The sequence below is a fragment of the Paraburkholderia sp. BL6665CI2N2 genome (assembly GCF_004366535.1).
In the GTDB taxonomy this organism is placed as follows: Bacteria; Pseudomonadota; Gammaproteobacteria; order Burkholderiales; family Burkholderiaceae; genus Paraburkholderia.
Genome location: NZ_SORC01000001.1, coordinates 309864 through 332860 on the forward strand (window position 1 = coordinate 309864; position 22997 = coordinate 332860).

The following is a 22997-nucleotide window of genomic DNA, read 5'->3' on the forward strand; positions in this document are numbered from 1 at the left end:
CACCCTTAGCAACGGAAATGATCGATGTTCTGTCCAGCGTAAATTGCACGCGCGAGCCAGTCCGGTTTATCACCGTGACCGTCCCACGTATTGCCGTATGCGTCGCGATACATGACGGCCCGGGTTGCGGCCGCATCGGTTTCGATCGCTTCGGCGAGCGCTTCTATCGTAATGCCGTATTCGTCCATGCGCCGCCGAATCCATGCGATCAGGCGCTCACGTGCATTCCCGTCGAAGTCGAGCTGCCGTTGTTCCCCAAGCTCTTTCATAACGTACCAGTGTCGCGGCTAATAATGCTCGCGTTAGAAAAACAAAATGCTTCGCTAAAACAACGCGAAGCCTATGCGTGATTCAGATGGCTCGAGTGCGAATCGAACTCGCGATGCCTCTCCCGATGCGGGAAAACTCGCACCTGGAAATCATGCCCATTAAATCTTGGATTATGGGGAATTCGTCGGCAACCGGATCGAATTGCGCTCGTGTCTCGCCCCGTGGTTCGGGGCTGCTTCAGCGTATGGAAAGCGATTCTAGCATCCAATTTCTTTTGCTTGCAGCAACGAATTGTTAGTCCGCGATGCACGGCTTTCAATACGCTCGGGTATCCGGACTGCAAGCAGAACCGGTAATACCCATTGACAGGAAATGAGTGCACAGCAAGGGAAAAAAGCAGAGCCGCTTCTCTCATGTTATGTTCACTGACTAGCACGCTCGCGCACAGGAGACATTCGATCATGACCGCTTCAACCGCCATCATCACCATCCTCGCGGCACTGTTGTTAGGCGCCATGAGTCCGGGACCGAGCTTCGTCATTGTCGCTCGCAATGCGATCGGACTGTCGCGCGGCGACGGTCTCGCTACCGCCCTCGGCATGGGTGTGGGCGGCGTGTTCTTTAGCGGCATTGCGTTACTCGGTCTCTATACCTTGCTGGCAAGTGTCGAATGGCTCTACGTCGGCCTGAAAGTGGCGGGCGGGCTGTATCTGATCTACCTCGCGTCGAAAATCTGGCGCGGCGCCGCCAAGCCGCTTGCCTTCGATGCCGCGCAAGCGGTCCCGGGCAATGCTCGCAAATCGTTCTGGATCGGCTTGAGCACCCAACTCAGCAATCCGAAGACAGCCGTCTACTACGGCAGTATTTTCGCAGCGCTGCTGCCGCAACATCCGCCGTTGTGGTGCTACTTTGCGTTGCCGCCCGCGATCTTCGCTATCGAAGCCGGCTGGTACACTGTCGTCGCACTGTGTTTTTCGAGCAAGCGGCCGCGCGAAATCTACCTGCAATGGAAAGCCTGGGTCGATCGCGTCGCGGCGAGCGCAGTCGCCGCGCTGGGATTGCGCCTGATTCTGACGGCACACAAAGTGGGCATCTGAAAACGCGTAATGCTCGAACGGTTTGTCGTGCTCCGCAGCACGGCAAGCCGGGGAGCCAAGGCCTTATGGGCAAGCGCTCAACACGCGCCGCGCCCCGCGCCCGACAAAACAGTTACAAGATAAGTGTTGACGCTGATGCACCCCGGCGGTTAATGTGGCACCCGAAGTTCAAGAAGTTCGATTGCTGTTCATCAATGTCTCGCTCCCTCAGCGGTATTCGTTGTCCTCTCCCTCCTTGACGCTTCACACGCTCTCGCACAGAGCACATCTTTCTATTTTTTACTCAAGGATTCTTCATGGATACCGGTACCGTTAAGTGGTTCAACGACAGCAAAGGCTTTGGCTTCATCACTCCGGACAAGGGCGGCGACGACCTGTTCGCGCACTTCTCCGAAATCACCGGCGACGGCTTCAAGACGCTGGCTGAGAATCAGAAAGTGAGCTTCGAAACGAAGCAAGGCCCGAAGGGTCTGCAAGCGGCTAACATCAAGCCGCTGTAAGTTTGAAGGGCTCGGTGTCCGGCAACGGACATCGGGCTGCAGCGACATCCTCGCGGAGCTTTGTCTCCCACAGTTGGCGCGTATCGCTTTGAGCTGCATGTCATTCCAAGCAGCTTGCCTGAGCGCCAAACGCCTCGTTGCACCTCATTCTCCCCTCCGGCTTCAACGCCCATTTTCCGCTTTCCGACTGCATCAGGATTCGGCTCGCAATGGCTTGAATCAGCTCGCCCGCACGACTCGTACAACGGTCCGCAAGGCAGGCGCGCACTCGAACATCATTAAAATATAAAATGCAAAACAAACATATTCAGCACTACAACGGCTATGCCGTCAAACCCTCGGCGCACCGTTTGCCCGATGGCACTTTTTCATCCAATCTGTTGCTCGAACGCGCCGACAGCGCGCGCACCGAAGGGCGCTACCAGTTCTATTCGCTCGATTACTTCACGAACGAAGAACAGGCCTTGCAGCACTCGGCACGTTGGGCACGTCATTGGGTCGACACGCGCGGCTAAGCTCGCGACCGGCGTGGCATTCGCCACGCCACGTCATCACGCGCGCGACCTTCACGGCTTTTCTTCGGCCTTGATACGCGCACGCAATTCGAACTTCTGAATTTTTCCCGTCGATGTCTTCGGCAATTCGCCGAAGCGCACCGCTTTCGGCAACTTGTATCCCGCAAGAAAGAGCCGGCAGTGCGCAATGATCTCTTCTGCGCTCACCTGAGCCCCCTCCTTGAGTTCGACGAAGGCACACGGCACCTCGCCCCATTTCGGATCAGCCATCGCCACCACGGCCGCTACAGAGACCGCGGGGTGACGGTACAGCGTATCTTCGACCTCGATGCTCGAAATGTTCTCGCCGCCGGAAATGATGATGTCCTTGCTGCGATCGCGAATGCGAATATAGCCGTCGGGCATTCGCACGCCGAGATCGCCGGTATGGAACCAACCGCCCTGGAAAGTGGCTTCCGTCGCGCGCTCGTTCTTCAGATAGCCCTTCATGCAAATGTTCCCGCGGAACATGATCTCGCCGATCGTCTCGCCATCGTCGGGCACGGGTGTCAGCGTGTCCGGGTCGAGCACGGTCACCGCGGCCTGCAAGTGATAGCGCACGCCTTGCCGCGCGTTCAGTTCGGCGCGCTCGCTGTCGTCGAGCGCCTCCCACTGCTCCTGTTTCGCGCAGACTGCGGCCGGCCCGTAGGTTTCGGTGAGTCCATACACATGCGTGAGATCGAAGCCGATCTCCTTCATCTTCGCGATCACCGCGGGCGCGGGCGCGGCGCCTGCCACCATCGTCGACACGCGATGCTCGATGCCCTCGCGCCATTCGGCCGGCGCATTCGCGAGCGCGCTCTGCACGATCGGCGCGCCGCAATAGTGCGTGATGCGCTCGCGGCGAATCAGATCGAACACCGTCTTCGCATCGAATTTGCGCAGACAGACATTGACGCCGGCGCGCGCGGCCACCGTCCACGGAAAACACCAGCCGTTGCAGTGAAATAGCGGCAAGGTCCACAGGTAGACGGCGTGCTTTGGCATATCCCATTCGAGGATATTGCTCAGCGCGTTCAGATAGGCGCCGCGATGGTGATAGACCACGCCCTTCGGATCGCCGGTCGTGCCCGAGGTGTAGTTCAGCGCGATGGCGTCCCATTCGTCGGCCGGCAGGGTCCACGCGAATTCGGGGTCGCCGGATTGCAGGAACGCTTCGTAATCCGTGGCGCGGATGAATTGAGCCGGGTCGGCCGGCAGCGCGTCCGCCACGCTGATCACGCGCAAGTCCGGGAATTCCAGCGCGGCGCGATGCGCGAACTCGCCGTACTCGGTATCGACGATCAGTGCCTTCGCCTCGCCGTGACGCAGCATGAACAACAGCGACGATATGTCGAGCCGCGTATTCAGCGTATTGAGCACGGCGCCGGCCATGGGCACGCCGAAGTGCGCTTCTATCATCGGAGGAATGTTGGGCAGCAAGGCCGCGACCGTGTCGCCACGCTGAATGCCGGCGCGCTGCAGTGCGCTGGCCAGACGCCGGGCGCGTTCGTAGGTCTCGCGCCAGTTGCGGCGAATCTCCCCATGGACGACCGCCGGCCGCTCACCGTAGACTTCCGCCGCGCGCACGATGAAATCGATCGGCGTTAGCGGGACATAGTTGGCTTCACGGCGCTCGAGGCCTGCTTCGAACATGTGTTTCATCGCATCGTCTCCTGTCGACCAGAGTTAGCGCTTTAGCGCTTACTCTGGTCCCATGCAACATGGTTGCTAAGGCGCTGAGCGCGCCGTCGATTATTCTGATTGATGAACTAGGCTAACAATGGTTATGGTGAACTGTCTGTCATTCAAATGACAGAGTGGCGCGCCCTGGCGCATCCGCACTCACCTCCGTCCGAAAAACCGCCAGCCGCCATGAACGACGCTCCGCTCACCGCCCCCGCCGATGCCCGCCCACGCAGGCCGGAACGGGTCGCGCGCGCCGATCTGCCGGGCCTGTTCGCTACTTGCGCGTGGTTCCGGGCGCTCGCCGCGGAGCATCAGTCCATGGTGCTCGCCAGCGCGCACGCGGAGCATCTGGAAGGCGGCGCATGGATCGCGCGCCGCCAGGAACCGTCGGACTACTGGATCGGCGTGCATTCCGGCCTCATCAAACTTGCAATTTATAGCCCGTCGGGACGCAGCTGCACGCTGTCCGGTGTGCCGCCCGGCGGCTGGTTCGGCGAAGGCAGCGTGATCAAGCGTGAATTGCGCAAGTACGACGTGGCGGCGATTCAGCCTTCACTGGTCATGTTCGTGCCGTCGGAGACGTTTCACACGCTACTGGGATCCAGCTTGCCGTTCAATGCGTTCGTGATTCGCCAACTGAATAACCGCATGGGCGAATTCATCGCGTCGATCCAGAATAGCCGCTTACTCGATGTCGATGCGCGCGTCGCGCAGTCGCTCGCGCAACTATTCAACCCGGATCTTTATCCCGACACCGGCCGCACGCTTGCCATTTCGCAGGAAGAAGTCGGCCTGTTGGCGGGCGTTTCCCGTCAGCGGATCAATCAGGCGCTGCAAAACCTCGAGCGGCTGCAGATTTTGCGCCTCTCGTATAACCAGATCGACGTGCTCGACCTCGAACGCCTGGATGCGTTCGGCCGGGAACAGCTCTAGCACCCAACGCCCTGCCTGCCGTTTTTGCTCCGCATGTTTCGGCGGTCGCCTGCGCGCGCCTGTCCGACTGTATTTTGAGCACCCGGATAAAGAAAGCGCCGCACGCGCCGTTATGCGAGCTATGCAGCGCAGATTGCAGCGCGTCCCTATTCCAAGCTCAACGTATTGTCGAATCCGATAATGAACCGTCTGACACTGAAACAGAAGTTGTGGGTGCCGTTGCTGCTGTGCTGGGCCGCGCTCCTGATCGTGACCGTTGTGAACGCGTACGAAGCACGTAACGGTCAAATGGACGCACGGCGCGCCGATCTGGCCGACGTGACCGACATGGCGGCATCGATCGTCGCGGACTATGCGAAGCAAGCCGACGCCGGCAAGCTCTCCGTCGACGACGCGAAGCAACAAGCGATTGCCCGCGTCAATGCGCAGCGGTACGGCGCCTCCGGCTACGTGACGATCGTGCGCAGCGATTCGGTCATGATCGACCACCCGATGAGCCCGAAGCTGAACGGCAAGGATATGGGCGGCTTCCGCGACGCCAAAGGCAACGCGCTGTATCACGACATCGCACAGGCCGGCGGCTCGGCGGCCGGCGCCGGCTACCTGCGCTACTGGTGGCCGAAGCCCGGCGAAACGACGCCGAGCGAGAAGATCGGGTACGTGAAGCGCTTCGGCCCGTGGGGCTGGGACTTCATCGCGGGCGCTTACATGGACGACATTCAGGCACAGTTCTACACGACACTCGCACGCTCGGCCGGCATGCTGGCGGTACTCGGCGTGATCGTGTCGTTCGTGGCGTCGCGCGTGGTGCGCAGCGTGTCGCGCTCGATTGGCGGTGAGCCTTCCGCCGCGGCCTCGATCGCGATGCAGATCGCGCGCGGCGACCTGGCCACTCGCATCGACCTGCGCCGCGACGACACGTCGAGCCTGCTGTTCTCGTTGCGTGAGATGCGCAATCAGCTTGCTTCCACCGTCGCGCGGATCAAGAACTCGGCGGAGACGATCACCGTGGCATCGAAGGAAATCGCCGCGGGCAATCTGGATCTGTCGAGCCGCACCGAGGAACAGGCCGCGTCGTTGCAGCAGACCGCCGCCAGCATGGACGAACTCACCAAGACCGTCACGCAGAACGCCGACAACGCGGCCACCGCGTCCGAACTGGCGAGCGACGCGTCGAGCATCGCCGCGCGCGGCGGTCAGGTGGTCAACGACGTGGTTGAGAAAATGGCGGGCATCACCGATAGTTCGCGCAAGATCGGCGAGATCATCAGCGTGATCGAAGGCATTGCGTTCCAGACCAACATTCTGGCGCTGAACGCCGCGGTGGAAGCCGCGCGCGCCGGCGAAGAAGGCCGCGGCTTCGCAGTGGTCGCGGGCGAGGTGCGCAATCTCGCGCAGCGCAGCGCGACGGCGGCCAAGGAGATCAAGGTGTTGATCGATCAATCGGTCGCGCAAGTCGGCGAAGGTTCGACGCTCGCCGGCAGGGCGGGCAGCACGATCGGCGAGGTGGTTGACGCGGTGCGCCGCGTGACGGCCATCATGAATGAAATCTCGGCGGCTTCGAAGGAGCAGAGTTCAGGTATCGGCGAAGTCAATCTCGCGATCCGTCAGATGGACGATGTGACGCAGCGCAATGCCGCACTCGTCGAGCAGGCGGCCGCCGCAGCCGGTTCGCTCGATGAACAGACCGAACACCTGCGACATGCCGTCGCCGTGTTCAAGGTCGAGCAAACTGCGTGATCGGGTCCTACGGGCCGAGGTCCACCTGACCGATCGGCGATTGAGGATCAGATAAGGCTGTCGCCGGAAATCCGGTGACAGCCTTTTTTATTTTCCGTTGCGAAGCTGCGATTTACCGAGCACGCGCATGCCGCTCCTTCGCGTGACAGGCCGCTCGAGGATCGCATCGGTCTCGAACAGCGTGAACACGATGTCGGCCAGCACGCCCGACTTCTTCCAGCGCAGGTAGTAGCGATGCGCCGTTTGATACGGCGCGTAGCGCTCCGGCATCGCGCTCCATGGGGCGCACGCGTGCAGCACCCAGAGCATGCTATTCACCACCCAGCGGATATCGATGCTGGGACGCCCACGGCGAGGTCCTGGAGCCTTCATCTCAGGTAGCAGCGGGACGATGCGATGCCATTGCTCGTCAGTGAGATCGTAAGTGGTCGGCAAATGAGGCTGCGGCTCGCGAGTGGAATTATTCATGCGGTAAAAACGCGCGGCCGCCGCATAAGCTGGCGTCGCCGTGAAATAGCGTCTATCAATCAATGGATTTCAGACTAACCGAAGCACGCTCGCGCGAAGGTTAACTCTTGTCAGCCAGCGGGGGACCATGGTTAGAAACTGCAATAAGTTATTGCGCCAAGGACTTTTGGCGCGACGAGGGTGCGGGTCTATCATCGGCGCGCCGGCGCACGGCCAGCGCGCGCGGCGGACTCGAATGAATAATCCATAACCGCATAGCAGATATTTCAATGAGACAAATTAAGCTCCTGAAAACCGCAGCCGTCGTGAGTGGCGCCGCCCTTGCGATGACCTCCGAGCACGCCTTGGCACAGAGCTCGATTACGTTGTACGGCGTCGCCGATGTGAGCGTGCGCTATCTGACCAACTCCAACGCCAAAAACGACGGCCGTCTGTTCATGACGAACGGCGCGATCACCAACAGCCGCTGGGGTGTGCGCGGTTCGGAGGATCTGGGCGGCGGCATGAAGGCGATCTTCGATCTGGAAAGCGGCATCAATCTGCAGGACGGTTCCGCCTCGGACAGCCAGCGGCTCTTCAATCGCAATGCGTATGTGGGCCTGAGCAGCCAATACGGCACGCTGACGCTGGGGCGGCAGAAAACGCCGTTGTTCGATCTGCTCGGCGACACCTACGACCCGCTCACGGTCGGCAACTACTTCGAGAACTCATGGCTACCGGGCGCGCTCGGCGCGGGGCTTTACGCGGACAACGCAGTCAAATACACCGGCAGGTATAAAGGCCTGACCATGGCCGCGATGTACTCGTTCGGCACCAACTCGGAATCGAGCGGCGCGGGCGGTTTCTCCGGCCAGGTGCCGGGCCATCTCGGCGCGGGCACGATGTACGGCTTCACGTTGTCGTATGCGGCCGGCCCGTTGAGCGTCGCCGGCGGTGTGCAGCAGAACAGCGACAACAGCAATCACAAGCAGACTATCTTTAACGCGAACGCGGTGTATGCGTTCAGCACGACGAAGGTGTACGTCGGCTATCTGCACTCGAAAGACGACACGGGTTTCGTCGACACCGCGCTGGCGCAGCAGACGCTGGTGCCCGGCGTCGATATCCTGAAGGGCTCGGGCCGCGTCGACAACGGTCCGTTCGCCGGCGTCACGTGGCAGGCAACACCCACGCTCACGTTGACGGGCGCGGCGTACTACGACCACATGTCCAACGCGGCGATCGGCAACGGACAACTCGGCAGCGGCAATCGTTATACGTTGGTGGCGTTGGCTGAGTACGCCTTGTCCAAACGCACCGAGGTGTACGGGACGGTCGATTTCGACAAGGTATCGGGCGCGGCTTCGGTCGAATTGCCGGGCAAGAACAACCAGACCGGCGTTGCACTCGGTCTGCGCACGATTTTCTAAACCAGACAGGGCCGCGTGTGCCCTGCTCGGCCCGCGGCATCCGGCATTCTCGCCGGGTGCCGATCATCGAATCGCGCGCGCATAAAAAAAGGTGCCGCGAACGGCACCTTTTCGTACAACAACCAGCTTCTGCTGAAGCTTAGAAGCGGTGACGCAGACCGACCGTAGCAGCCGTCTGGTTCTTCGACGACGACGGCAGTTGCGTGTTGTCGCCGCTGTAGATCGAAGCGACACCGCCGTCGCCCATTGCGTGCTGGTACACGGCTTGAGCGTAGACGTCCGTACGACGCGACAGCGAGTAGTCAGCCTGCACGCCGATCTGATGGTAGCGCACCGATTCCGAACCACCGTTCGCGCCAACGCCGTAGCCCTTGCCGTCCGTGAACGTGTAAGCAACGCCCAAGCCCAGAGCCGGGGTCAGGTTGTACTTGCCGTTGACTTCGTAGTTGTTAGCGCGCAGCGATTGCTGACCGCCCACGAAGTTGTCCGAACGCGATTGCGTCCATGCCAGACCGACGGTTGCCGGGCCGAATGCGTACGAACCAGCAACGCCGAATTCACGTTGACGGAAGTTGCCGACGTTGCCTGCCAGCGTGTTGACGTACGAACCGTCCGAAGCGCCCGTGTTACCTGCGCCCGGGTTGTTTTGCTGTGCGTAAGCAGCGCCCAGGTGCAGACCTTGCCACTGGTATGCAGCACCCACGCTGTATTCGCGGTTGTTTGCGAATGCGCCAGCCTGGTTCGAGAAGCCGTACGTGCCGCCGAACGAGAAGCCAGCGTAGTTAGCGCTCGCGTACTTGATCGAGTTGTTGACTGCGTAGCCGCCGTTCGTGTTCAGGTTGTCGTTGTTGAACGGGTGCGCGAAGTACGTACCGCCCCAGCTGCCCGTTGCGGTCAGCGGTGCCAGGTAGTCTTGAGCTGCGTCATATTGACGACCCAGCGTGACCGTACCGAATTGCGCGCTCGACAGACCGACGAACGCTTGACGGTTGAACATGCCGTTGTTGTTAGCGAACTTGCCGTTGTTGATGTTGAAGCCGCTTTCCAACGTGAAGATTGCCTTCAGACCGCCGCCCAGATCTTCCGAACCGCGCAGACCGAACATGCTTTGGTTGATGCCGCCGCTACCGGCTGCCCACTTTGCGTTGTGGTTGACGTTGCTGGTGTACGTCAGGCCCGCATCCAGCAGACCATACAGAGTCACGCTGCTTTGTGCGTGAGCGACGGATGCGAACGATGCGGCAACCGCAACGACGATGAGACTCTTTTTCATGCGTGGGACTCCTGTTCGATAAATTTACGCGGGGAGCGGGACCTGCCTCGGCAGCATGTGCATCGCACCTGTTGCCGCCCTTTGACCGACCCGTTTCGGATCGCCGGGCACCCTTGAAACGAAGCGTGAGTGTAGGGGGACGCCCTAGTAGCGCGGCCTGCAATTCACGCAACAGGATTTTTCGTAATCAGCAACAATGCAGTTGCCTCGCGCATTAAGTCTTTGTTTTCCCAACGTTTACGGCAAAATTAGCTTGATGTCGCACCTGCTATGGCGATAAGTAATTTGCAACTTCTCAATATTGTCAGTTGTATGCAAGCAACAGCGTTTTAATAATCGTGACGTAATCGGGTCGGAGCAATTAGGAAATGAGAGATGTCTGATTGCTCGAAAAGGAGGCAATTAACCGCATGCACGCGGGCGCAGTAAATTTATTTTGGAAGACCTGGAACTTAATTGAATTAATACTGTCGTCGATTACCGCCAAATCGAATAGCTGGTATTAACTGGTTTTGACCATGAGTTCTTTTGCGAGGGCAATTGATTTTGATGGCGCGATGTTATTCCGGCGCTGTGCGGGGGTGCGGTTCGATAGCGTTGAAGCTCCAGGCGTGCAGCGGAAGTGCTTGCCCCTGTATGGATGGAGCAAGCAATGGGGCACGGCGTACGGCTCCGGCAAGTGCGCATAACGCCCGCCAGTGTCATGTAGTGTGAACGACGCCCGTTTTACAAAGCTTAGAGCCGGCAGGGGAAGCCTTCAGCACGGGCGTTGCCCGGAGGTGAAATGCGGCGCCGACCGCCGCGTGACAAAAACCCGTGCTGAAAGCGGATGGCAAACATCGAACAGCCTTCCGCCTTCATTAAACGGCACGAGCGTGCCATTCTTTTACGCGGAGTTTCCCTGGTTCCTCGCAACCACGGCCTTATGGCTTGTCTCGCGACCGCCGAAGCGCCTCCTCGTCTTCGGGCGAAGCGCCCGGAGCGAGCGGATCGATTTCGGGTGGCACACCGGGCAATGGACGCGGCTGCTCATCGGGTTCGTCCAGCGGCTGATTCGCAGGATCGGCGACGGGGTCGATGGTGGGGTCGGTTTGCATGTTGAGCGTCCTGAGGATGGGAATGTCTCCCAACGCTTACCGCGCAACGTCTATTCCCGAGGTTCCAGCGCTGCGGCCAATCTGCCGCGACTTCGCGGGACGGTTTCGATCGGTTGATGTCCGGCTGTAGAAAGTGCCTCAACGCACGGCGAAACTTTCAACGCCCAACCGCGCGACTGCGCGCGCCGCGCCGCGTCACTAACTATTGACGATCGAGCCGCGAGCGCGGCGTTTCGCCAGCCGAGCCGGTCAGGAACGGTTCCAGCCCGAACAGCCACGCAAAACAGAAAGTAATACGCGACAATGCGCTGGTCTGCCGCCGAGGCACGCTTCCGCGATCGCTTTCCAGCGGCGTGGGCAACAAAGATTGAATCTGGGCAAACTCAGCAGCGGTGTGGTCGCGTCGCATGGTCATTCTCATTATTGATATGGCGTGGAAGCCGTGCTTATGCAAACGACGTGCCACTCTCACGGAGCGGACTTCGGGCCGACTGGATTTCTGATTAGCGCTGCTATCGTGACGGAGTCTGTGCGCCAGAGCGCCCACGGAAAACCAGCGAATGACGAGACGAATCCCGGAAGTGAAAGATTAAATCTGACGGAGATTGCACCAACGGGCGCAAAAGGAATAACGAGATTTCCGCAGCGCGAAACGTGTTGTTTAACGTGCGCGCCTGGGTTCCGCATCGATCAATCTCAAGCGCTTTTCTGGATGCCGCCCTTATGGCGACGACACCTTTTATCCAACTGAATGGAAATCCAAGGCGCGATTTAATAGCGGAACGGAAGTGACATATTGCCGCGCGCACTACCGCCTTCACCCCAAACAAACAAAAAGGGTTCCGACATCGAAACCCTTTCTATGCATCGATGGTGGGCCGGGTCGGAGTCGAACCGACGGTGTCCTTTCGGAGGCGGATTATGAGTCCGCTGCCTGCAACCAGCACGGCGTCCGGCCCAAGAAAAAAGACCCGGTCGTGAAGGCCGGGCCTATTCGTTGATTGGCCGACATACTACACGAAAAAGGGACCTTCGCAACCGCTTCGCTACGGCGAAACAACCGCGAGGCCCCTTCAAACCGCTACATCATCTGCAACCAACGCCGGCTTCGATCAATTCCCTTCAAGGAACGACTTCAGCTTGTCCGAACGGCTCGGGTGACGCAGCTTGCGCAGCGCCTTCGCCTCGATCTGACGGATCCGTTCACGCGTCACGTCGAACTGCTTGCCGACTTCTTCGAGCGTGTGGTCGGTGCTCATCTCGATACCGAAACGCATGCGCAGCACCTTCGCTTCGCGCGGCGTCAGCGAGTCGAGCACGTCTTTCACGACATCGCGCATGCTGGCATGCAAAGCCGCGTCGGCCGGCGCAACCGTGTTGTTGTCTTCGATGAAGTCGCCCAGATGCGAATCGTCGTCGTCACCGATCGGCGTTTCCATCGAGATCGGCTCCTTCGCGATCTTCATGATCTTGCGGATCTTGTCTTCCGGCATTTCCATCTTCTCGGCCAGCGTTGCGGGATCCGGTTCGAGACCGGTTTCCTGCAGAATCTGACGCGAGATGCGGTTCATCTTGTTGATCGTTTCGATCATGTGAACCGGAATCCGGATCGTACGCGCCTGGTCGGCGATCGAACGCGTGATGGCCTGACGGATCCACCACGTTGCATACGTGGAGAACTTGTAGCCACGACGATATTCGAACTTGTCCACCGCCTTCATCAGACCGATGTTGCCTTCCTGAATCAGGTCGAGGAACTGCAGACCACGGTTCGTGTACTTCTTCGCGATCGAGATCACGAGACGCAAATTCGCCTCGGTCATTTCGCGCTTCGCCTGACGCGCCTTCAGTTCGCCCGCCGCCATCTGACGGTTGGTTTCCTTCAGGTCCTTCAGCGGCAGGACAACACGCGCCTGCAGATCCAGCAGACGTTGCTGCTGCTCGCGAATGGCCGGAATGTTCCGCGTGAGGATCGCGCTATAAGCGTGACCTTCACCGACTATCTTGTCGGCCCATTCGAGATCCGTTTCGCTGCCCGGGAAACGCGCGATGAATTCCGCACGCGGCATGCCGCATTTGTCGACCACCGTGTGCAGAATCTGACGTTCGACCTGACGCACTTCGTCCACCTGCGCGCGCAGCGTGTCGCACAGACGCTCGACGGTACGCGCGGTGAAGCGGATCGTCATGAGCTCGTTCTGAATCGTTTCCTGTGCCTTCAGATACGACTTGGACTTGTAGCCTTCCTTCTCGAACGCGCGGCGCATCTTGTCGAACCATTCGCTGATCATCGCGAATTTTTCGAGCGAAGCACGCTTGAGCGCTTCCATCTGCGCTGCGTTGGCCGTGGCTTGCGCCGTGCCGTCGTCTTCTTCCTCGTCTTCTTCCGAGTCTTCTTCGACTTCTTCGTCTTCGCTCTCGATCGCTTCCGCTTCCTGCGCGGAGAAACCGTCCGCGTCTTCCGCGTTGGCGTCGATCAGGCCGTCGACCAGTTCGTCGATGCGAATTTCCTCATTCGCGACGCGCTCGGCCATTGCCAGGATGTCGGCGATCGTGGTCGGGCAGGCGGAGATGGCCATCACCATGTGCTTCAGGCCGTCTTCAATCCGCTTGGCGATTTCGATTTCGCCTTCGCGCGTGAGCAGTTCGACCGTGCCCATTTCACGCATGTACATGCGGACCGGGTCCGTAGTGCGGCCGAATTCCGAGTCGACGGTGGACAGCGCGACTTCCGCTTCTTCTTCCACTTCGTCGTCCGACGAAGCCGCCGGCGCGTTGTCGTTCAGCAGCAGGGTTTCAGCGTCAGGGGCCTGTTCGTACACCGCCACGCCCATGTCGTTGAACGTGCTGATGATGCCTTCGATCGCCTCGGTCTCGGTGAAGTTGTCCGGCAGGTGGTCGTTGATCTCAGCGTACGTGAGGAAGCCGCGCTCCTTGCCGAGCTTGATCAGCGCGCGCAGTTTCGAGCGGCGCTCCTCGAGCTCCTCGACCGTGCCCGGCTGTGACGACGCGAAAGCGTCTTTCAGCAGCGCTTTTTCCTTTGCACGACGGTCGCGAGCCTTGGCCTTTTCAACCTTGGCCGGAGCAGCAGCCGTGGGGTTTTCTTCGCTTTGGGTTGCGTCGTCATCGACGGGTACTTCGTTCAGCTTTTTCGTCATGGAGTTCGCCGTACCGGCTGTAGTCTCGACTCGCGGCTGGTGGACGCCAGCCGGTTGAACCGTGGATACTGGAACCTCGCGCACTGCCGCATCGTCCTGCGCGGCAGCCGCTTCCCTTGCGCTTCTGACACCCGACCCCTTCGTGGCCGGCACTGCTACAGCTTTCGCCGCCCTGACCGGCTCCGCTCGCGCAGCCGAAGTGGTCGAGGACTTCTTCCCGGCAACCGGTGCAACACTGACCGCAGACGCTTTTTTGGCAGAAGAAACTAACCTGGCTTCGGTGACCTTTCTGGTCGGCTCCTTGGAGCTTGTGCCTGTCGTTTTCCTTCCGCCCGTTGTTCCGTCCGCAGTCTTTGCCATCGCATCGCCTTTTCGCCTTTGCTAGGAAAACCCTTGAAAAACAATCCGCTGGAAACCTTTTATTATAGCACCGAGGGTCTCCGCGCTCCGCCTACAGCCCGAGCTGGCGCTTCATGTCAGCCCGCTTCCGATTGAGCTCCGACAGCTCCGCAAACTCCTCCGGCGTGTGCCGGGATTGCCGCGAAAGCTGCTCGAGACGATCGCAGTAAGCGTCGTACCGCATCTTCAGGATCGCCGCCTTCAACTCCTCTCCGACGATCCGTTCCTGCTCGCGCCGCTCCTCGATGACGGTCGCATCTTCCGGGTCCTTCAGCAGCAAATCCCGGACGTTTTCATCATAGTCTAGAATTTTGCGAAAGATTTCCTCGAAAGTTGGGGCGTTCGCACCGTTTCGCAATAGGTCGGACAACAACTGAAACTCCGCCGAATCGCCCAGCGCACGTGCGTGCGTCGTCACTTCCTCGAACAGTTCACCGTGCCGCGTAACCGTGAGCAACGCCTGTTCAGCCTCTTCGTCCAGCACGCCGACGGTGCGCGGATACATCACCAGATTGCGCAGCGTTTTTTCCTCGATGCCCGTCACACTGCGCCGGTCTTTGCGGGCCGGTGCGGCGCGGGCCGCCGCCGCGATCCGGGAATCGACCTCGCACAGCGCGGCGACTTCGTCGAACGGCACATCAAGCCGGTCGGCGAACATATGCATGATCTGCGCGCGCAGGGCATTGGCCGGCAGCGCCTGCAGCAGCGGTTTGGCGTCGAACAGGGCGCGGGCACGGCCTTCCGGCTGATCCAGCTCCTTGCCGGTCAACACTTCGTTCAGCATGAACTGCGACAGCGGCATGGCCCGCTCGACCTGCTCGGCAAAGGCCTCGGTGCCGTATTCACGCACATAGCTGTCCGGATCGTGCTCGGACGGCAAAAACAGGAACCGGATGGTCCGGTTGTCCGCCGCGTGCGGCAGACAGGCATCCAGCGCGCGGCGAGCGGCGCGCCGGCCGGCCGAATCGCCGTCGAAACTGAAGATGACCGTGTCGGTCTGGCGCATCAGTTTCTGCACATGAATCGGCGTGCAGGCCGTGCCGAGCGTGGCGACCGCGTTCTGGAACCCCAATTGGGCCAGCGCAACCACGTCCATGTAACCTTCCACGACCAGCACGTAGTGTTGTTCGCGGATCGCCAGACGCGCCTCGAACAGCCCATACAGCTCGCTGCCCTTGTTAAATAATGGCGTTTCGGGCGAATTCAAATATTTGGGCTCGCCGCTGTCCAGCACGCGGCCGCCGAAGCCGATCACCTGCCCCTTCACATTGCGAATCGGGAACATGATTCGCTCGCGAAAGCGGTCGTAACGGCGGTTCTGGCCCTGAGCGTCGGACTTTTCGCTGACGATCACCAACCCCGATTCGACCAGTGCATCGTCGCGATAGTTCGGAAAGGCCGGTTCGAGGTTCTGCCAGCCGTCGGGGGCGTAGCCTAGTCCGAAACGGGCCGCGATCTCACCGGTCAAGCCGCGCTTTTTCAGATACTGGATCGCGGCCGGCGCGCCGCGCAGTTGCTTGCGATAGAAGTCGCACGCGGTCTGCATGACATCCGAAAGCGCCGTGGTAACCGCTTTGGATGCTGCCGGCGCATAGCCGCCGCCGGACCCGCTGCCGCCATAGCCGGGCGACGGCTCGTTCGGCACGCTCAACCCGACGGACTGCGCCAGCTCATTGACCGCCTCGGGAAACGAGGACCCGACGTGTTCCATCAGGAAACCAATGGCCGTACCGTGCGCGCCGCAGCCGAAGCAGTGATAGAACTGCTTAGTCGGACTAACCGTAAACGATGGGCTTTTCTCGTTGTGGAACGGGCACAGCCCCATGAAGTTCGCGCCGCCCTTTTTTAACTGCACATACCGGCCGACCACGTCGACGATATCGACGCGGTTGAGCAGATCCTGCAGGAATGACGGAGGAATCACAGTAAATGACGCTGCCTTAAAAAACTCAACGCCGTGCACGCCGTCGAAAAACAGCATGCACGACGCGAAAAAAACGGAAATTTACTTCGCGAGCGCGGCTTTGACTTGCGCCGAAACAGCGGTCATGTCGGCGCGGCCGGCCAGCTTCGGCTTGAGTACGCCCATCACCTTGCCCATGTCCTGCGGTCCGGCTGCGCCGGTTTGCGCCACCGCTGCCTGGACTTCGGCAACGATCTCCGCCTCGGACATCTGCTCGGGCATATAAGCAGACAAGATCGCCAGTTCGGCCTTTTCCTTGTCGGCCAGATCGGTGCGGCCGGCGGCCTCGAACTGGCTGATCGAGTCCTTGCGCTGTTTGATCATCTTATCGATGACAGCGGTGATCGCGGTGTCGTCGAGCGTGATGCGCTCGTCGACTTCGCGCTGCTTGATCGCGGCAAGCAGCAGGCGGACCGTGCCGAGGCGCTCGGTCTCACGTGCCCGCATGGCGGCCTTCATATCGTCGTTGATCCGGTCCTTGAGACTCATCACTCACCTGAATGCGTTGAAATTGGAAAAACCGGCCAGACTAACCACTCAACACGCGCATCAACACGAATACCCGCTTGGGACTGCTTCCTCAAGCGGGTTGGCACACTGTGCGTGGTGGTTGCGACCCTGCCGGCTGGCCCGAAGGGCCGTGTTTTCCGTGACGGCGCCTGTCGCGCCCTCACCGGTTGGATGTCGCCGCTCCGTCAGACGGGAACCGCGGCAACGCCAGAATCAGTAGAACTTCTTTGGCAGCATCTGGCTACGCAGACGCTTGAAATGACGCTTTACCGCGGACGCCTTCTTACGCTTGCGCTCAGCCGTAGGCTTTTCGTAAAACTCGCGAGCGCGAAGTTCCGTCAACAAGCCGCTTTTCTCCATGGTGCGCTTGAACCGGCGCATGGCAACTTCAAACGGCTCGTTGTCTTTTACGCGGATGGTCGTCATTTTTCAATAACGGAACTTTGTCAAGGTTCAGGAGTATAGCAGAGCTTTCTCACAAAGCCAGAGCGCCGTCAAGCCCCTCTGGCATACTCCGCAGCCGCCTCGCCAGCCGCTACACCCGACGCCCACGCCCACTGAAAATTGTAGCCGCCCAGCCAGCCGGTTACGTCGACGGCTTCGCCGATGAAGTACAAGCCCGGCGCACGCGCGCTCATCATCGTCGATGACGACAGGTCGCGCGTGTCGATGCCGCCGCGCGTCACTTCGGCTTTGCGATAGCCTTCCGTGCCGTTGGGCGTAAGCGTCCAGCGCGACAGTGCCTCGCCGACGCGACGCAGGGTTTTGTCCGGCAGATCGGCCACGCGCGCTTCGGCGGGAATCTGATGGGTGTCCAGCCAGACATGGGCGAGCCGCTGCGGGACCCATTCCGACAACAGATTGGCGATCTGCCGCTTCGTGCCGGTCTTCGCTTCCAGCAAGGCGGTCGCAGCGTCCTGCTCCGGCAGCAAGTTGATGTGAATCGGCTCGCCGGGCTGCCAGTAGCTCGATATTTGCAGCACACCAGGGCCGGAAAGACCACGGTGAGTGAGCAGCAGGTCTTCGTTGAATTCGGCGCCGGTCTTCTTGTTGCCGGTCGCCAGTTGCACTTGCAGCGAGACGCCGGAAAGCGCCGCGAACGGCTCCCAGTCGCCAGCGGCGAAGGTCAGCGGGACCAGCGCGGGGCGCGTGTCGATCAGCTTGTGACCGAACTGCTTGGCAAGGCGATAGGCGAAATCGGTGGCGCCGATCTTGGGAATCGACAGCCCGCCGGTCGCGATCACAAGCGCGCGCGCCGTAATCGGCCCTGCCTGTGTATCCAGCGTGAAGCGCCCTTCCGGATCCTGCCGCACCTGCTCGACCGACAAAGGCGTGCGCCACGCCACGCGGCCCGCGTCGCACTCGCTCTTCAGCACATTGATGACCGCGTCGCTCGACTGGTCGCAGAAGAGCTGGCCTTTGTGCTTCTCGTGCCACGTCACATGGTGGCGCTTGAGAAGCGCCATGAAGTCGCGCGGTGTATAGCGCGCGAGCGCTGAGCGGCAAAAATGCGGATTGGCCGACAAATAATTGGCCGGGCCGGCATACAGATTCGTGAAGTTGCAACGGCCGCCGCCGGAGATGCGGATCTTCTCCGCGAGACGCTGCGAGTGGTCGATCAGCACCACGCGGCGGCCGAGCTGCCCGGCCACCGCCGCGCACATCATGCCGGCCGCACCCGCGCCGATTACTGCGATATCGAAGGATTCCATGGGGCCGCATTGTACCCGCGCGTCGGCGGCGCCTTGCCCGCACTGCTATACTTTCAGGCTTGCCTCCTCACTTTCGGGCGCCGGAGTTTTGACACTTCTGCGTCCGCTCAAGCCCACCATCATGCTCGTTCTCGGCATCGAAAGCTCCTGCGACGAAACCGGTCTCGCGCTCTACGACACGGAGCGCGGCCTGCTCGCGCACGCGCTGCATTCGCAAATTGCGATGCATCGGGAGTACGGCGGCGTGGTGCCGGAACTGGCGTCGCGCGATCACATCCGGCGTGCGCTGCCGCTGCTCGAAGAGGTAATGGAACGCGCGGGCGCGGCCCGCAGCGACATCGACGCGATCGCCTACACGCAAGGCCCCGGGCTCGCGGGCGCGCTGCTCGTTGGCGCGAGCGTCGCCAATTCACTGGCCATGGCGTGGGACAAGCCGACCATTGGCATTCATCATCTTGAAGGGCATTTGCTGTCGCCGCTGCTGGTGGATGAGCCGCCGCCCTTCCCGTTCGTCGCGCTGCTGGTGTCCGGCGGTCATACGCAGTTGATGCGCGTGACCGACGTGGGCGTCTACGAGACGCTCGGCGAAACGCTGGACGACGCCGCCGGCGAAGCCTTCGACAAAACCGCCAAGTTGCTCGGCCTGGGCTACCCGGGCGGCCCGGAAGTCTCGCGCATGGCTGAATTCGGCACGCCCGGCGCGGTGGTCCTGCCGCGTCCCATGCTGCATTCCGGCGACCTGGATTTCAGTTTCAGCGGCTTGAAAACCGCTGTTCTCACGCACGCCAAAAAGCTCGGCGGCTCGAATATTTGCGAGCAGGCGAAAGCCGATCTGGCGCGCGGTTTCGTCGACGCGGCAGTCGACGTGCTAGCGGCGAAGTCGCTGGCGGCGCTGAAGAAGACCAAGCTCAACCGGTTGGTCGTTGCAGGCGGTGTCGGCGCGAACCGGCAGTTGCGCGAAGCGCTGTCCGCTGCCGCGAAGAAGCGCAATTTCTACGTGCACTATCCGGACCTGTCGCTGTGCACGGACAACGGCGCGATGATCGCGCTGGCGGGCGCCTTGCGACTGCAGCGCTGGCCCGATCAGTCGGGCAAGGACTACGCGTTCACGGTGAAGCCGCGCTGGGATCTGACCTCCCTCGCACGCTGAGCCCGTAACGTTCTAGTCGTAAAAAAAGCCGCTCTCAAACGAAGCGGCTTTTTTCATGCATCGGCAAACGCGTATCAAGCAACGCGCTTATCCCGTTCGATCACCGCGTACGCGCTGTGATTGTGAATCGACTCGAAGTTCTCGGCTTCCAGCACATAGGCGACGATCCGCTCGTCCGCGTTCAAACGCTGCGCGACATCGCGCACGAGGTCTTCGACGAACTTAGGATTTTCATAAGCGCGCTCGGTCACGAACTTCTCGTCCGGGCGCTTGAGCAAGCCCCACAGTTCGCATGAGGCTTCTTCTTCGGCGATACGGATCAGTTCTTCCACGGCCACATCGCCCGCCAGTTCGGCGTTGATCGTGACGTGCGAACGCTGGTTATGCGCGCCGTACTGCGAGATTTTCTTCGAACACGGGCACAGGCTCGTCACCGGCACCAGCACCTGCAGGAACAGGCGCGTCGCATCGTTGCGAGTCTCCCCCGTCAGCGTGACTTCGTAGTCGAGCAGGCTTTGCACGCCCGACACCGGCGCGGTCTTGTTCACGAAGTACGGGAACGACACCTCGATGCGGCCAGCCTCGGCCTCGAGCTTTTCGAGCATCGCGGCGAGCATGGTGCGGAACGTGGCGGGCTCCAGCGGCGCCTTGTTCTCCTCGAGCAACGCGACGAAACGCGACATGTGCGTGCCCTTCTGGTCAGCCGGCAGATGCACGTCGAGATTCCACGTGCCGACCGTCGGTTGCACCTCGCCGCCTTGCGTGCGCACCGTCAGCGGATGGCGCACGGCCTTCACGCCGACCCGTTGAATCGGGATCTGACGGGTGTCGGGCGTGCTTTGCACGTCGGGCATCACAAAGGCGGGATTCATCTGATTCATTTTCTTGTCCTTTCAGGAAACGCCGAACCGCCCCAAGTCTTCGCCCCGAAGGAAGCTCCCTTTGGGGACTCCCCTCGCGAGGGCTGGCGCGAAGCGACAGGTTCGGCGGCTCCCAGCGGCCGCGCGGATCAAGGCGCGCAACGGCGAACGCCGGCCCCTGCCGGCGTTGGATGATGGGCCCGAAGGCCCACCGATTCAAGTTGGAGATTGCTTATGGCCGCCATGGCGCGGCGGCCGCACCGCGAGCGACGACGCTTTACGCGACGCGCTTCACCGACGACTGGCCGCCGACCGCGCCGCTCGACAGGAAGCGCTCGCGGATCGACCTGGTGATACCCGCGGCGTCGAGGCCACACGCGGCGAGCAGCTTGGCCGGGTCCCCATGATCGATGAACCGATCGGGAAGGCCCAATTGTAGTACGGGTCGCATAACCCCACTTTCAAGCAGAGCTTCGACGCAAGCCGAGCCCGCGCCGCCCATCACGCAGCCTTCTTCGACGGTCACGATAGCGTCGTGCGTTTCGGCCAACTGACGGACCAGCGCGGCGTCCAGCGGCTTCACGAAGCGCATGTTCGCGACGGTTGCGTCCAGTTGCTCGGCGGCTGCCAGCGACGGCGCCACCATCGTGCCGAACGCCAGAATCGCGATGCGCTTGCCGGCCGGCTGCGACGTTTCGCGACGAATCTCGCCCTTGCCGAGCGGCAGCGCCGCCATCTGCTTGACAGTGGCGACGCCCGTGCCGGCGCCGCGCGGATAGCGCACCGCCGTCGGGTTCGGCTGCTGCAACGCCGTGTACAGCATCTGGCGGCATTCGTTTTCGTCCGACGCGGCCATCACCGTCATGTTCGGGATGCAGCGCAGGAACGCGAGGTCGTAAGCGCCCGCGTGCGTGGCGCCGTCCGCGCCGACCAGACCCGCGCGGTCGATGGCGAACACCACCGGCAGGTTCTGCAGCGCGACGTCGTGAATCAGTTGGTCGTAAGCGCGTTGCAGGAAGGTCGAGTAGATCGCGACCACCGGCTTCATGCCTTCCGCGGCCAGACCGCCGGCGAACGTCACCGCATGTTGCTCGGCGATGCCGACGTCGAAGTAACGATCCGGGAAGCGCTTCTCGAACTCCACCATGCCCGAGCCTTCGCGCATGGCCGGCGTGATGCCGACTACACGTGCGTCCAGCTCGGCAGCGTCGCACAGCCATTCGCCGAACACCTGCGTGTAGGTCTTCTTCGACGGCGTGGTGGCCGGCTTGATGCCTTCAGCCGGATTGAACTTGCCCGGCCCGTGGTACAACACCGGATCGGCTTCGGCCAGCTTGTAGCCTTGGCCCTTCTTCGTCACGACGTGCAGGAATTGCGGACCGCGCAGTTCCTTGATGTTCTGCAGCGTCGGGATCAGCGAATCGAGGTCGTGTCCGTCGATCGGGCCGATGTAGTTAAAGCCGAACTCTTCGAACAGCGTGGCCGGCACGATCATGCCCTTGGCGTGCTCTTCGAGCTTGCGGGCGAGATCGAGCATGGGCGGCGCGACGCGCAGCACACGTTCGACACCGGCACGCGCGGCGGCGTAGAAGCGGCCCGACATCAGACGCGCCAGATGGCGATTCAGCGCGCCGACCGGCGGCGAAATCGACATGTCGTTATCGTTCAGGATGACCAGCAGCGGCACGTCGTCTTCGACGCCGGCGTTGTTCATCGCCTCGAACGCCATGCCGGCCGTCATGGCGCCGTCGCCGATCACGGCGATGCCCGTGCGGTTGTCGCCTTGCAGCTTGCTCGCGATCGCCATGCCGAGCGCGGCGGAGATCGACGTGCTGGAGTGCGCGGTGCCAAAGGTGTCGTATTCAGACTCGTCACGCTTCGGGAAGCCCGAGATGCCGCCCAGTTGACGCAGCGTGTGCATCTGGTCGCGGCGGCCCGTCAGAATTTTGTGCGGATAGGTTTGATGGCCGACGTCCCAGACGATCCGGTCGCGCGGCGTATCAAACACGTAGTGCAGAGCAATGGTCAACTCGACCGTGCCGAGGTTGGACGAAAGATGGCCGCCCGTCTGCGATACGCTGTCGAGCACGAAGGCACGCAACTCGTCGGCAAGCGGTTGCAGTTGGCGGCGATCGAGGCGGCGCAAGGCTGCCGGGTCGTCAATGGTTTTCAGCAAGTCGTACATCGTCGTTCCATTGTAGGAAAACTTACGCGCCCGCACTTCATACATGCGCCT

The 22997-nt window shown here is 61.2% G+C and carries 20 protein-coding genes and 1 tRNA gene; 7 read left to right on the forward strand and 14 right to left on the reverse strand.

Annotated elements, in window-relative coordinates:
- Positions 1-5 precede the first annotated feature (5 nt).
- The gene (locus tag B0G81_RS01360) at positions 6-269 is read right to left on the reverse strand and encodes an H-NS family nucleoid-associated regulatory protein (protein ID WP_116147116.1); all 264 of its coding nucleotides are present in this window, start codon (positions 267-269) and stop codon (positions 6-8) included.
- Positions 270-731: 462 nt separating this feature from the next.
- On the opposite strand from B0G81_RS01360, the gene B0G81_RS01365 reads away from it, so the two are divergent.
- The 3 genes from B0G81_RS01365 (at position 732) to B0G81_RS01375 (ending at position 2382) form a co-directional block, all read left to right on the forward strand.
- Complete coding sequence (locus B0G81_RS01365) at positions 732-1367, forward strand: LysE family transporter (protein ID WP_116122430.1); 636 nt, start codon at positions 732-734, stop codon at positions 1365-1367.
- A gap of 296 nt (positions 1368-1663) precedes the next feature.
- Entirely contained in the window at positions 1664-1867 is a 204-nt protein-coding gene (locus B0G81_RS01370) for a cold-shock protein (protein ID WP_106282677.1), read from the forward strand.
- Between the two features lie 290 nt (positions 1868-2157).
- Positions 2158-2382, forward strand: a complete 225-nt coding sequence (locus tag B0G81_RS01375) for a hypothetical protein (RefSeq protein ID WP_106282676.1) — start codon at positions 2158-2160, stop codon at positions 2380-2382.
- 51 nt (positions 2383-2433) lie between these two features.
- Here the strand turns inward: B0G81_RS01375 and B0G81_RS01380 are convergent, their stop codons facing one another.
- On the reverse strand, positions 2434-4065 hold the full coding sequence (locus tag B0G81_RS01380) for an acyl-CoA synthetase (RefSeq protein WP_134132786.1): 1632 nt from the start codon (positions 4063-4065) through the stop codon (positions 2434-2436).
- 147 nt (positions 4066-4212) lie between these two features.
- On the opposite strand from B0G81_RS01380, the gene B0G81_RS01385 reads away from it, so the two are divergent.
- Positions 4213-5022, forward strand: a complete 810-nt coding sequence (locus B0G81_RS01385) for a Crp/Fnr family transcriptional regulator (RefSeq protein ID WP_243856335.1) — start codon at positions 4213-4215, stop codon at positions 5020-5022.
- A 180-nt stretch (positions 5023-5202) separates the two neighbouring features.
- Positions 5203-6762 carry a methyl-accepting chemotaxis protein gene (locus tag B0G81_RS01390; protein ID WP_134132793.1) on the forward strand — a complete coding sequence of 520 codons (1560 nt, stop codon included), beginning with the start codon at positions 5203-5205 and terminating at the stop codon, positions 6760-6762.
- An 87-nt stretch (positions 6763-6849) separates the two neighbouring features.
- On the opposite strand, the gene B0G81_RS01395 is transcribed toward B0G81_RS01390, so the two are convergent.
- A complete protein-coding gene (locus B0G81_RS01395) occupies positions 6850-7230 on the reverse strand; it encodes a transposase (protein ID WP_134132797.1) in 381 nt (126 codons plus the stop codon).
- Positions 7231-7499: 269 nt separating this feature from the next.
- Here B0G81_RS01395 and B0G81_RS01400 point away from each other — a divergent pair, with 269 nt between their 5' ends.
- On the forward strand, positions 7500-8639 hold the full coding sequence (locus B0G81_RS01400; RefSeq protein ID WP_134132800.1) for a porin: 1140 nt from the start codon (positions 7500-7502) through the stop codon (positions 8637-8639).
- A 139-nt stretch (positions 8640-8778) separates the two neighbouring features.
- On the opposite strand, the gene B0G81_RS01405 is transcribed toward B0G81_RS01400, so the two are convergent.
- From B0G81_RS01405 to B0G81_RS01440, 9 genes are all read right to left on the reverse strand, one after another.
- Complete coding sequence (locus tag B0G81_RS01405) at positions 8779-9912, reverse strand: porin (protein WP_134132804.1); 1134 nt, start codon at positions 9910-9912, stop codon at positions 8779-8781.
- A gap of 923 nt (positions 9913-10835) precedes the next feature.
- Positions 10836-11009, reverse strand: a complete 174-nt coding sequence (locus B0G81_RS43445) for a hypothetical protein (protein ID WP_166678915.1) — start codon at positions 11007-11009, stop codon at positions 10836-10838.
- A 202-nt stretch (positions 11010-11211) separates the two neighbouring features.
- Entirely contained in the window at positions 11212-11418 is a 207-nt protein-coding gene (locus tag B0G81_RS01410) for a hypothetical protein (RefSeq protein WP_166678916.1), read from the reverse strand.
- Positions 11419-11880: 462 nt separating this feature from the next.
- Positions 11881-11968 (reverse strand) — tRNA-Ile (locus tag B0G81_RS01415).
- Positions 11969-12121: 153 nt separating this feature from the next.
- Positions 12122-14527 (reverse strand): RNA polymerase sigma factor RpoD, encoded by a 2406-nt coding sequence (gene rpoD, locus B0G81_RS01420; RefSeq protein ID WP_106282668.1) that lies wholly within the window; start codon positions 14525-14527, stop codon positions 12122-12124.
- A gap of 91 nt (positions 14528-14618) precedes the next feature.
- Positions 14619-16490: a DNA primase gene (gene dnaG / locus B0G81_RS01425; protein ID WP_134142964.1), complete on the reverse strand. Its 1872-nt coding sequence runs from the start codon at positions 16488-16490 to the stop codon at positions 14619-14621.
- A gap of 81 nt (positions 16491-16571) precedes the next feature.
- Positions 16572-17018: a GatB/YqeY domain-containing protein gene (locus B0G81_RS01430; RefSeq protein ID WP_011490548.1), complete on the reverse strand. Its 447-nt coding sequence runs from the start codon at positions 17016-17018 to the stop codon at positions 16572-16574.
- A 234-nt stretch (positions 17019-17252) separates the two neighbouring features.
- A complete protein-coding gene (gene rpsU, locus B0G81_RS01435) occupies positions 17253-17465 on the reverse strand; it encodes a 30S ribosomal protein S21 (RefSeq protein WP_106282666.1) in 213 nt (70 codons plus the stop codon).
- 68 nt (positions 17466-17533) lie between these two features.
- A complete protein-coding gene (locus B0G81_RS01440) occupies positions 17534-18751 on the reverse strand; it encodes an NAD(P)/FAD-dependent oxidoreductase (RefSeq protein ID WP_134132811.1) in 1218 nt (405 codons plus the stop codon).
- A 121-nt stretch (positions 18752-18872) separates the two neighbouring features.
- Here B0G81_RS01440 and tsaD point away from each other — a divergent pair, with 121 nt between their 5' ends.
- Positions 18873-19901, forward strand: a complete 1029-nt coding sequence (gene tsaD / locus B0G81_RS01445) for a tRNA (adenosine(37)-N6)-threonylcarbamoyltransferase complex transferase subunit TsaD (RefSeq protein ID WP_116123866.1) — start codon at positions 18873-18875, stop codon at positions 19899-19901.
- A gap of 74 nt (positions 19902-19975) precedes the next feature.
- Here the strand turns inward: tsaD and folE2 are convergent, their stop codons facing one another.
- Both folE2 and dxs read right to left on the reverse strand, forming a co-directional pair.
- On the reverse strand, positions 19976-20782 hold the full coding sequence (gene folE2 / locus B0G81_RS01450) for a GTP cyclohydrolase FolE2 (protein WP_134132817.1): 807 nt from the start codon (positions 20780-20782) through the stop codon (positions 19976-19978).
- A 256-nt stretch (positions 20783-21038) separates the two neighbouring features.
- Complete coding sequence (dxs, locus tag B0G81_RS01455) at positions 21039-22946, reverse strand: 1-deoxy-D-xylulose-5-phosphate synthase (RefSeq protein WP_106282663.1); 1908 nt, start codon at positions 22944-22946, stop codon at positions 21039-21041.
- Between the last annotated feature and the right edge of the window lie 51 nt (positions 22947-22997).

What these genes read in the sequence shown, in the direction of transcription:
- B0G81_RS01360 (WP_116147116.1), bottom strand. Translation starts at nt 269, where the DNA reads ATGAAAGAGCTTGGGGAACAACGGCAGCTCGACTTCGACGGGAATGCA.
- B0G81_RS01365 (WP_116122430.1), top strand. Translation starts at nt 732, where the DNA reads ATGACCGCTTCAACCGCCATCATCACCATCCTCGCGGCACTGTTGTTA.
- B0G81_RS01370 (WP_106282677.1), top strand. Translation starts at nt 1,664, where the DNA reads ATGGATACCGGTACCGTTAAGTGGTTCAACGACAGCAAAGGCTTTGGC.
- B0G81_RS01375 (WP_106282676.1), top strand. Translation starts at nt 2,158, where the DNA reads ATGCAAAACAAACATATTCAGCACTACAACGGCTATGCCGTCAAACCC.
- B0G81_RS01380 (WP_134132786.1), bottom strand. Translation starts at nt 4,065, where the DNA reads ATGAAACACATGTTCGAAGCAGGCCTCGAGCGCCGTGAAGCCAACTAT.
- B0G81_RS01385 (WP_243856335.1), top strand. Translation starts at nt 4,213, where the DNA reads ATGACAGAGTGGCGCGCCCTGGCGCATCCGCACTCACCTCCGTCCGAA.
- B0G81_RS01390 (WP_134132793.1), top strand. Translation starts at nt 5,203, where the DNA reads ATGAACCGTCTGACACTGAAACAGAAGTTGTGGGTGCCGTTGCTGCTG.
- B0G81_RS01395 (WP_134132797.1), bottom strand. Translation starts at nt 7,230, where the DNA reads ATGAATAATTCCACTCGCGAGCCGCAGCCTCATTTGCCGACCACTTAC.
- B0G81_RS01400 (WP_134132800.1), top strand. Translation starts at nt 7,500, where the DNA reads ATGAGACAAATTAAGCTCCTGAAAACCGCAGCCGTCGTGAGTGGCGCC.
- B0G81_RS01405 (WP_134132804.1), bottom strand. Translation starts at nt 9,912, where the DNA reads ATGAAAAAGAGTCTCATCGTCGTTGCGGTTGCCGCATCGTTCGCATCC.
- B0G81_RS43445 (WP_166678915.1), bottom strand. Translation starts at nt 11,009, where the DNA reads ATGCAAACCGACCCCACCATCGACCCCGTCGCCGATCCTGCGAATCAG.
- B0G81_RS01410 (WP_166678916.1), bottom strand. Translation starts at nt 11,418, where the DNA reads ATGCGACGCGACCACACCGCTGCTGAGTTTGCCCAGATTCAATCTTTG.
- rpoD (WP_106282668.1), bottom strand. Translation starts at nt 14,527, where the DNA reads ATGGCAAAGACTGCGGACGGAACAACGGGCGGAAGGAAAACGACAGGC.
- B0G81_RS01430 (WP_011490548.1), bottom strand. Translation starts at nt 17,018, where the DNA reads ATGAGTCTCAAGGACCGGATCAACGACGATATGAAGGCCGCCATGCGG.
- rpsU (WP_106282666.1), bottom strand. Translation starts at nt 17,465, where the DNA reads ATGACGACCATCCGCGTAAAAGACAACGAGCCGTTTGAAGTTGCCATG.
- B0G81_RS01440 (WP_134132811.1), bottom strand. Translation starts at nt 18,751, where the DNA reads ATGGAATCCTTCGATATCGCAGTAATCGGCGCGGGTGCGGCCGGCATG.
- tsaD (WP_116123866.1), top strand. Translation starts at nt 18,873, where the DNA reads ATGCTCGTTCTCGGCATCGAAAGCTCCTGCGACGAAACCGGTCTCGCG.
- folE2 (WP_134132817.1), bottom strand. Translation starts at nt 20,782, where the DNA reads ATGAATCAGATGAATCCCGCCTTTGTGATGCCCGACGTGCAAAGCACG.
- dxs (WP_106282663.1), bottom strand. Translation starts at nt 22,946, where the DNA reads ATGTACGACTTGCTGAAAACCATTGACGACCCGGCAGCCTTGCGCCGC.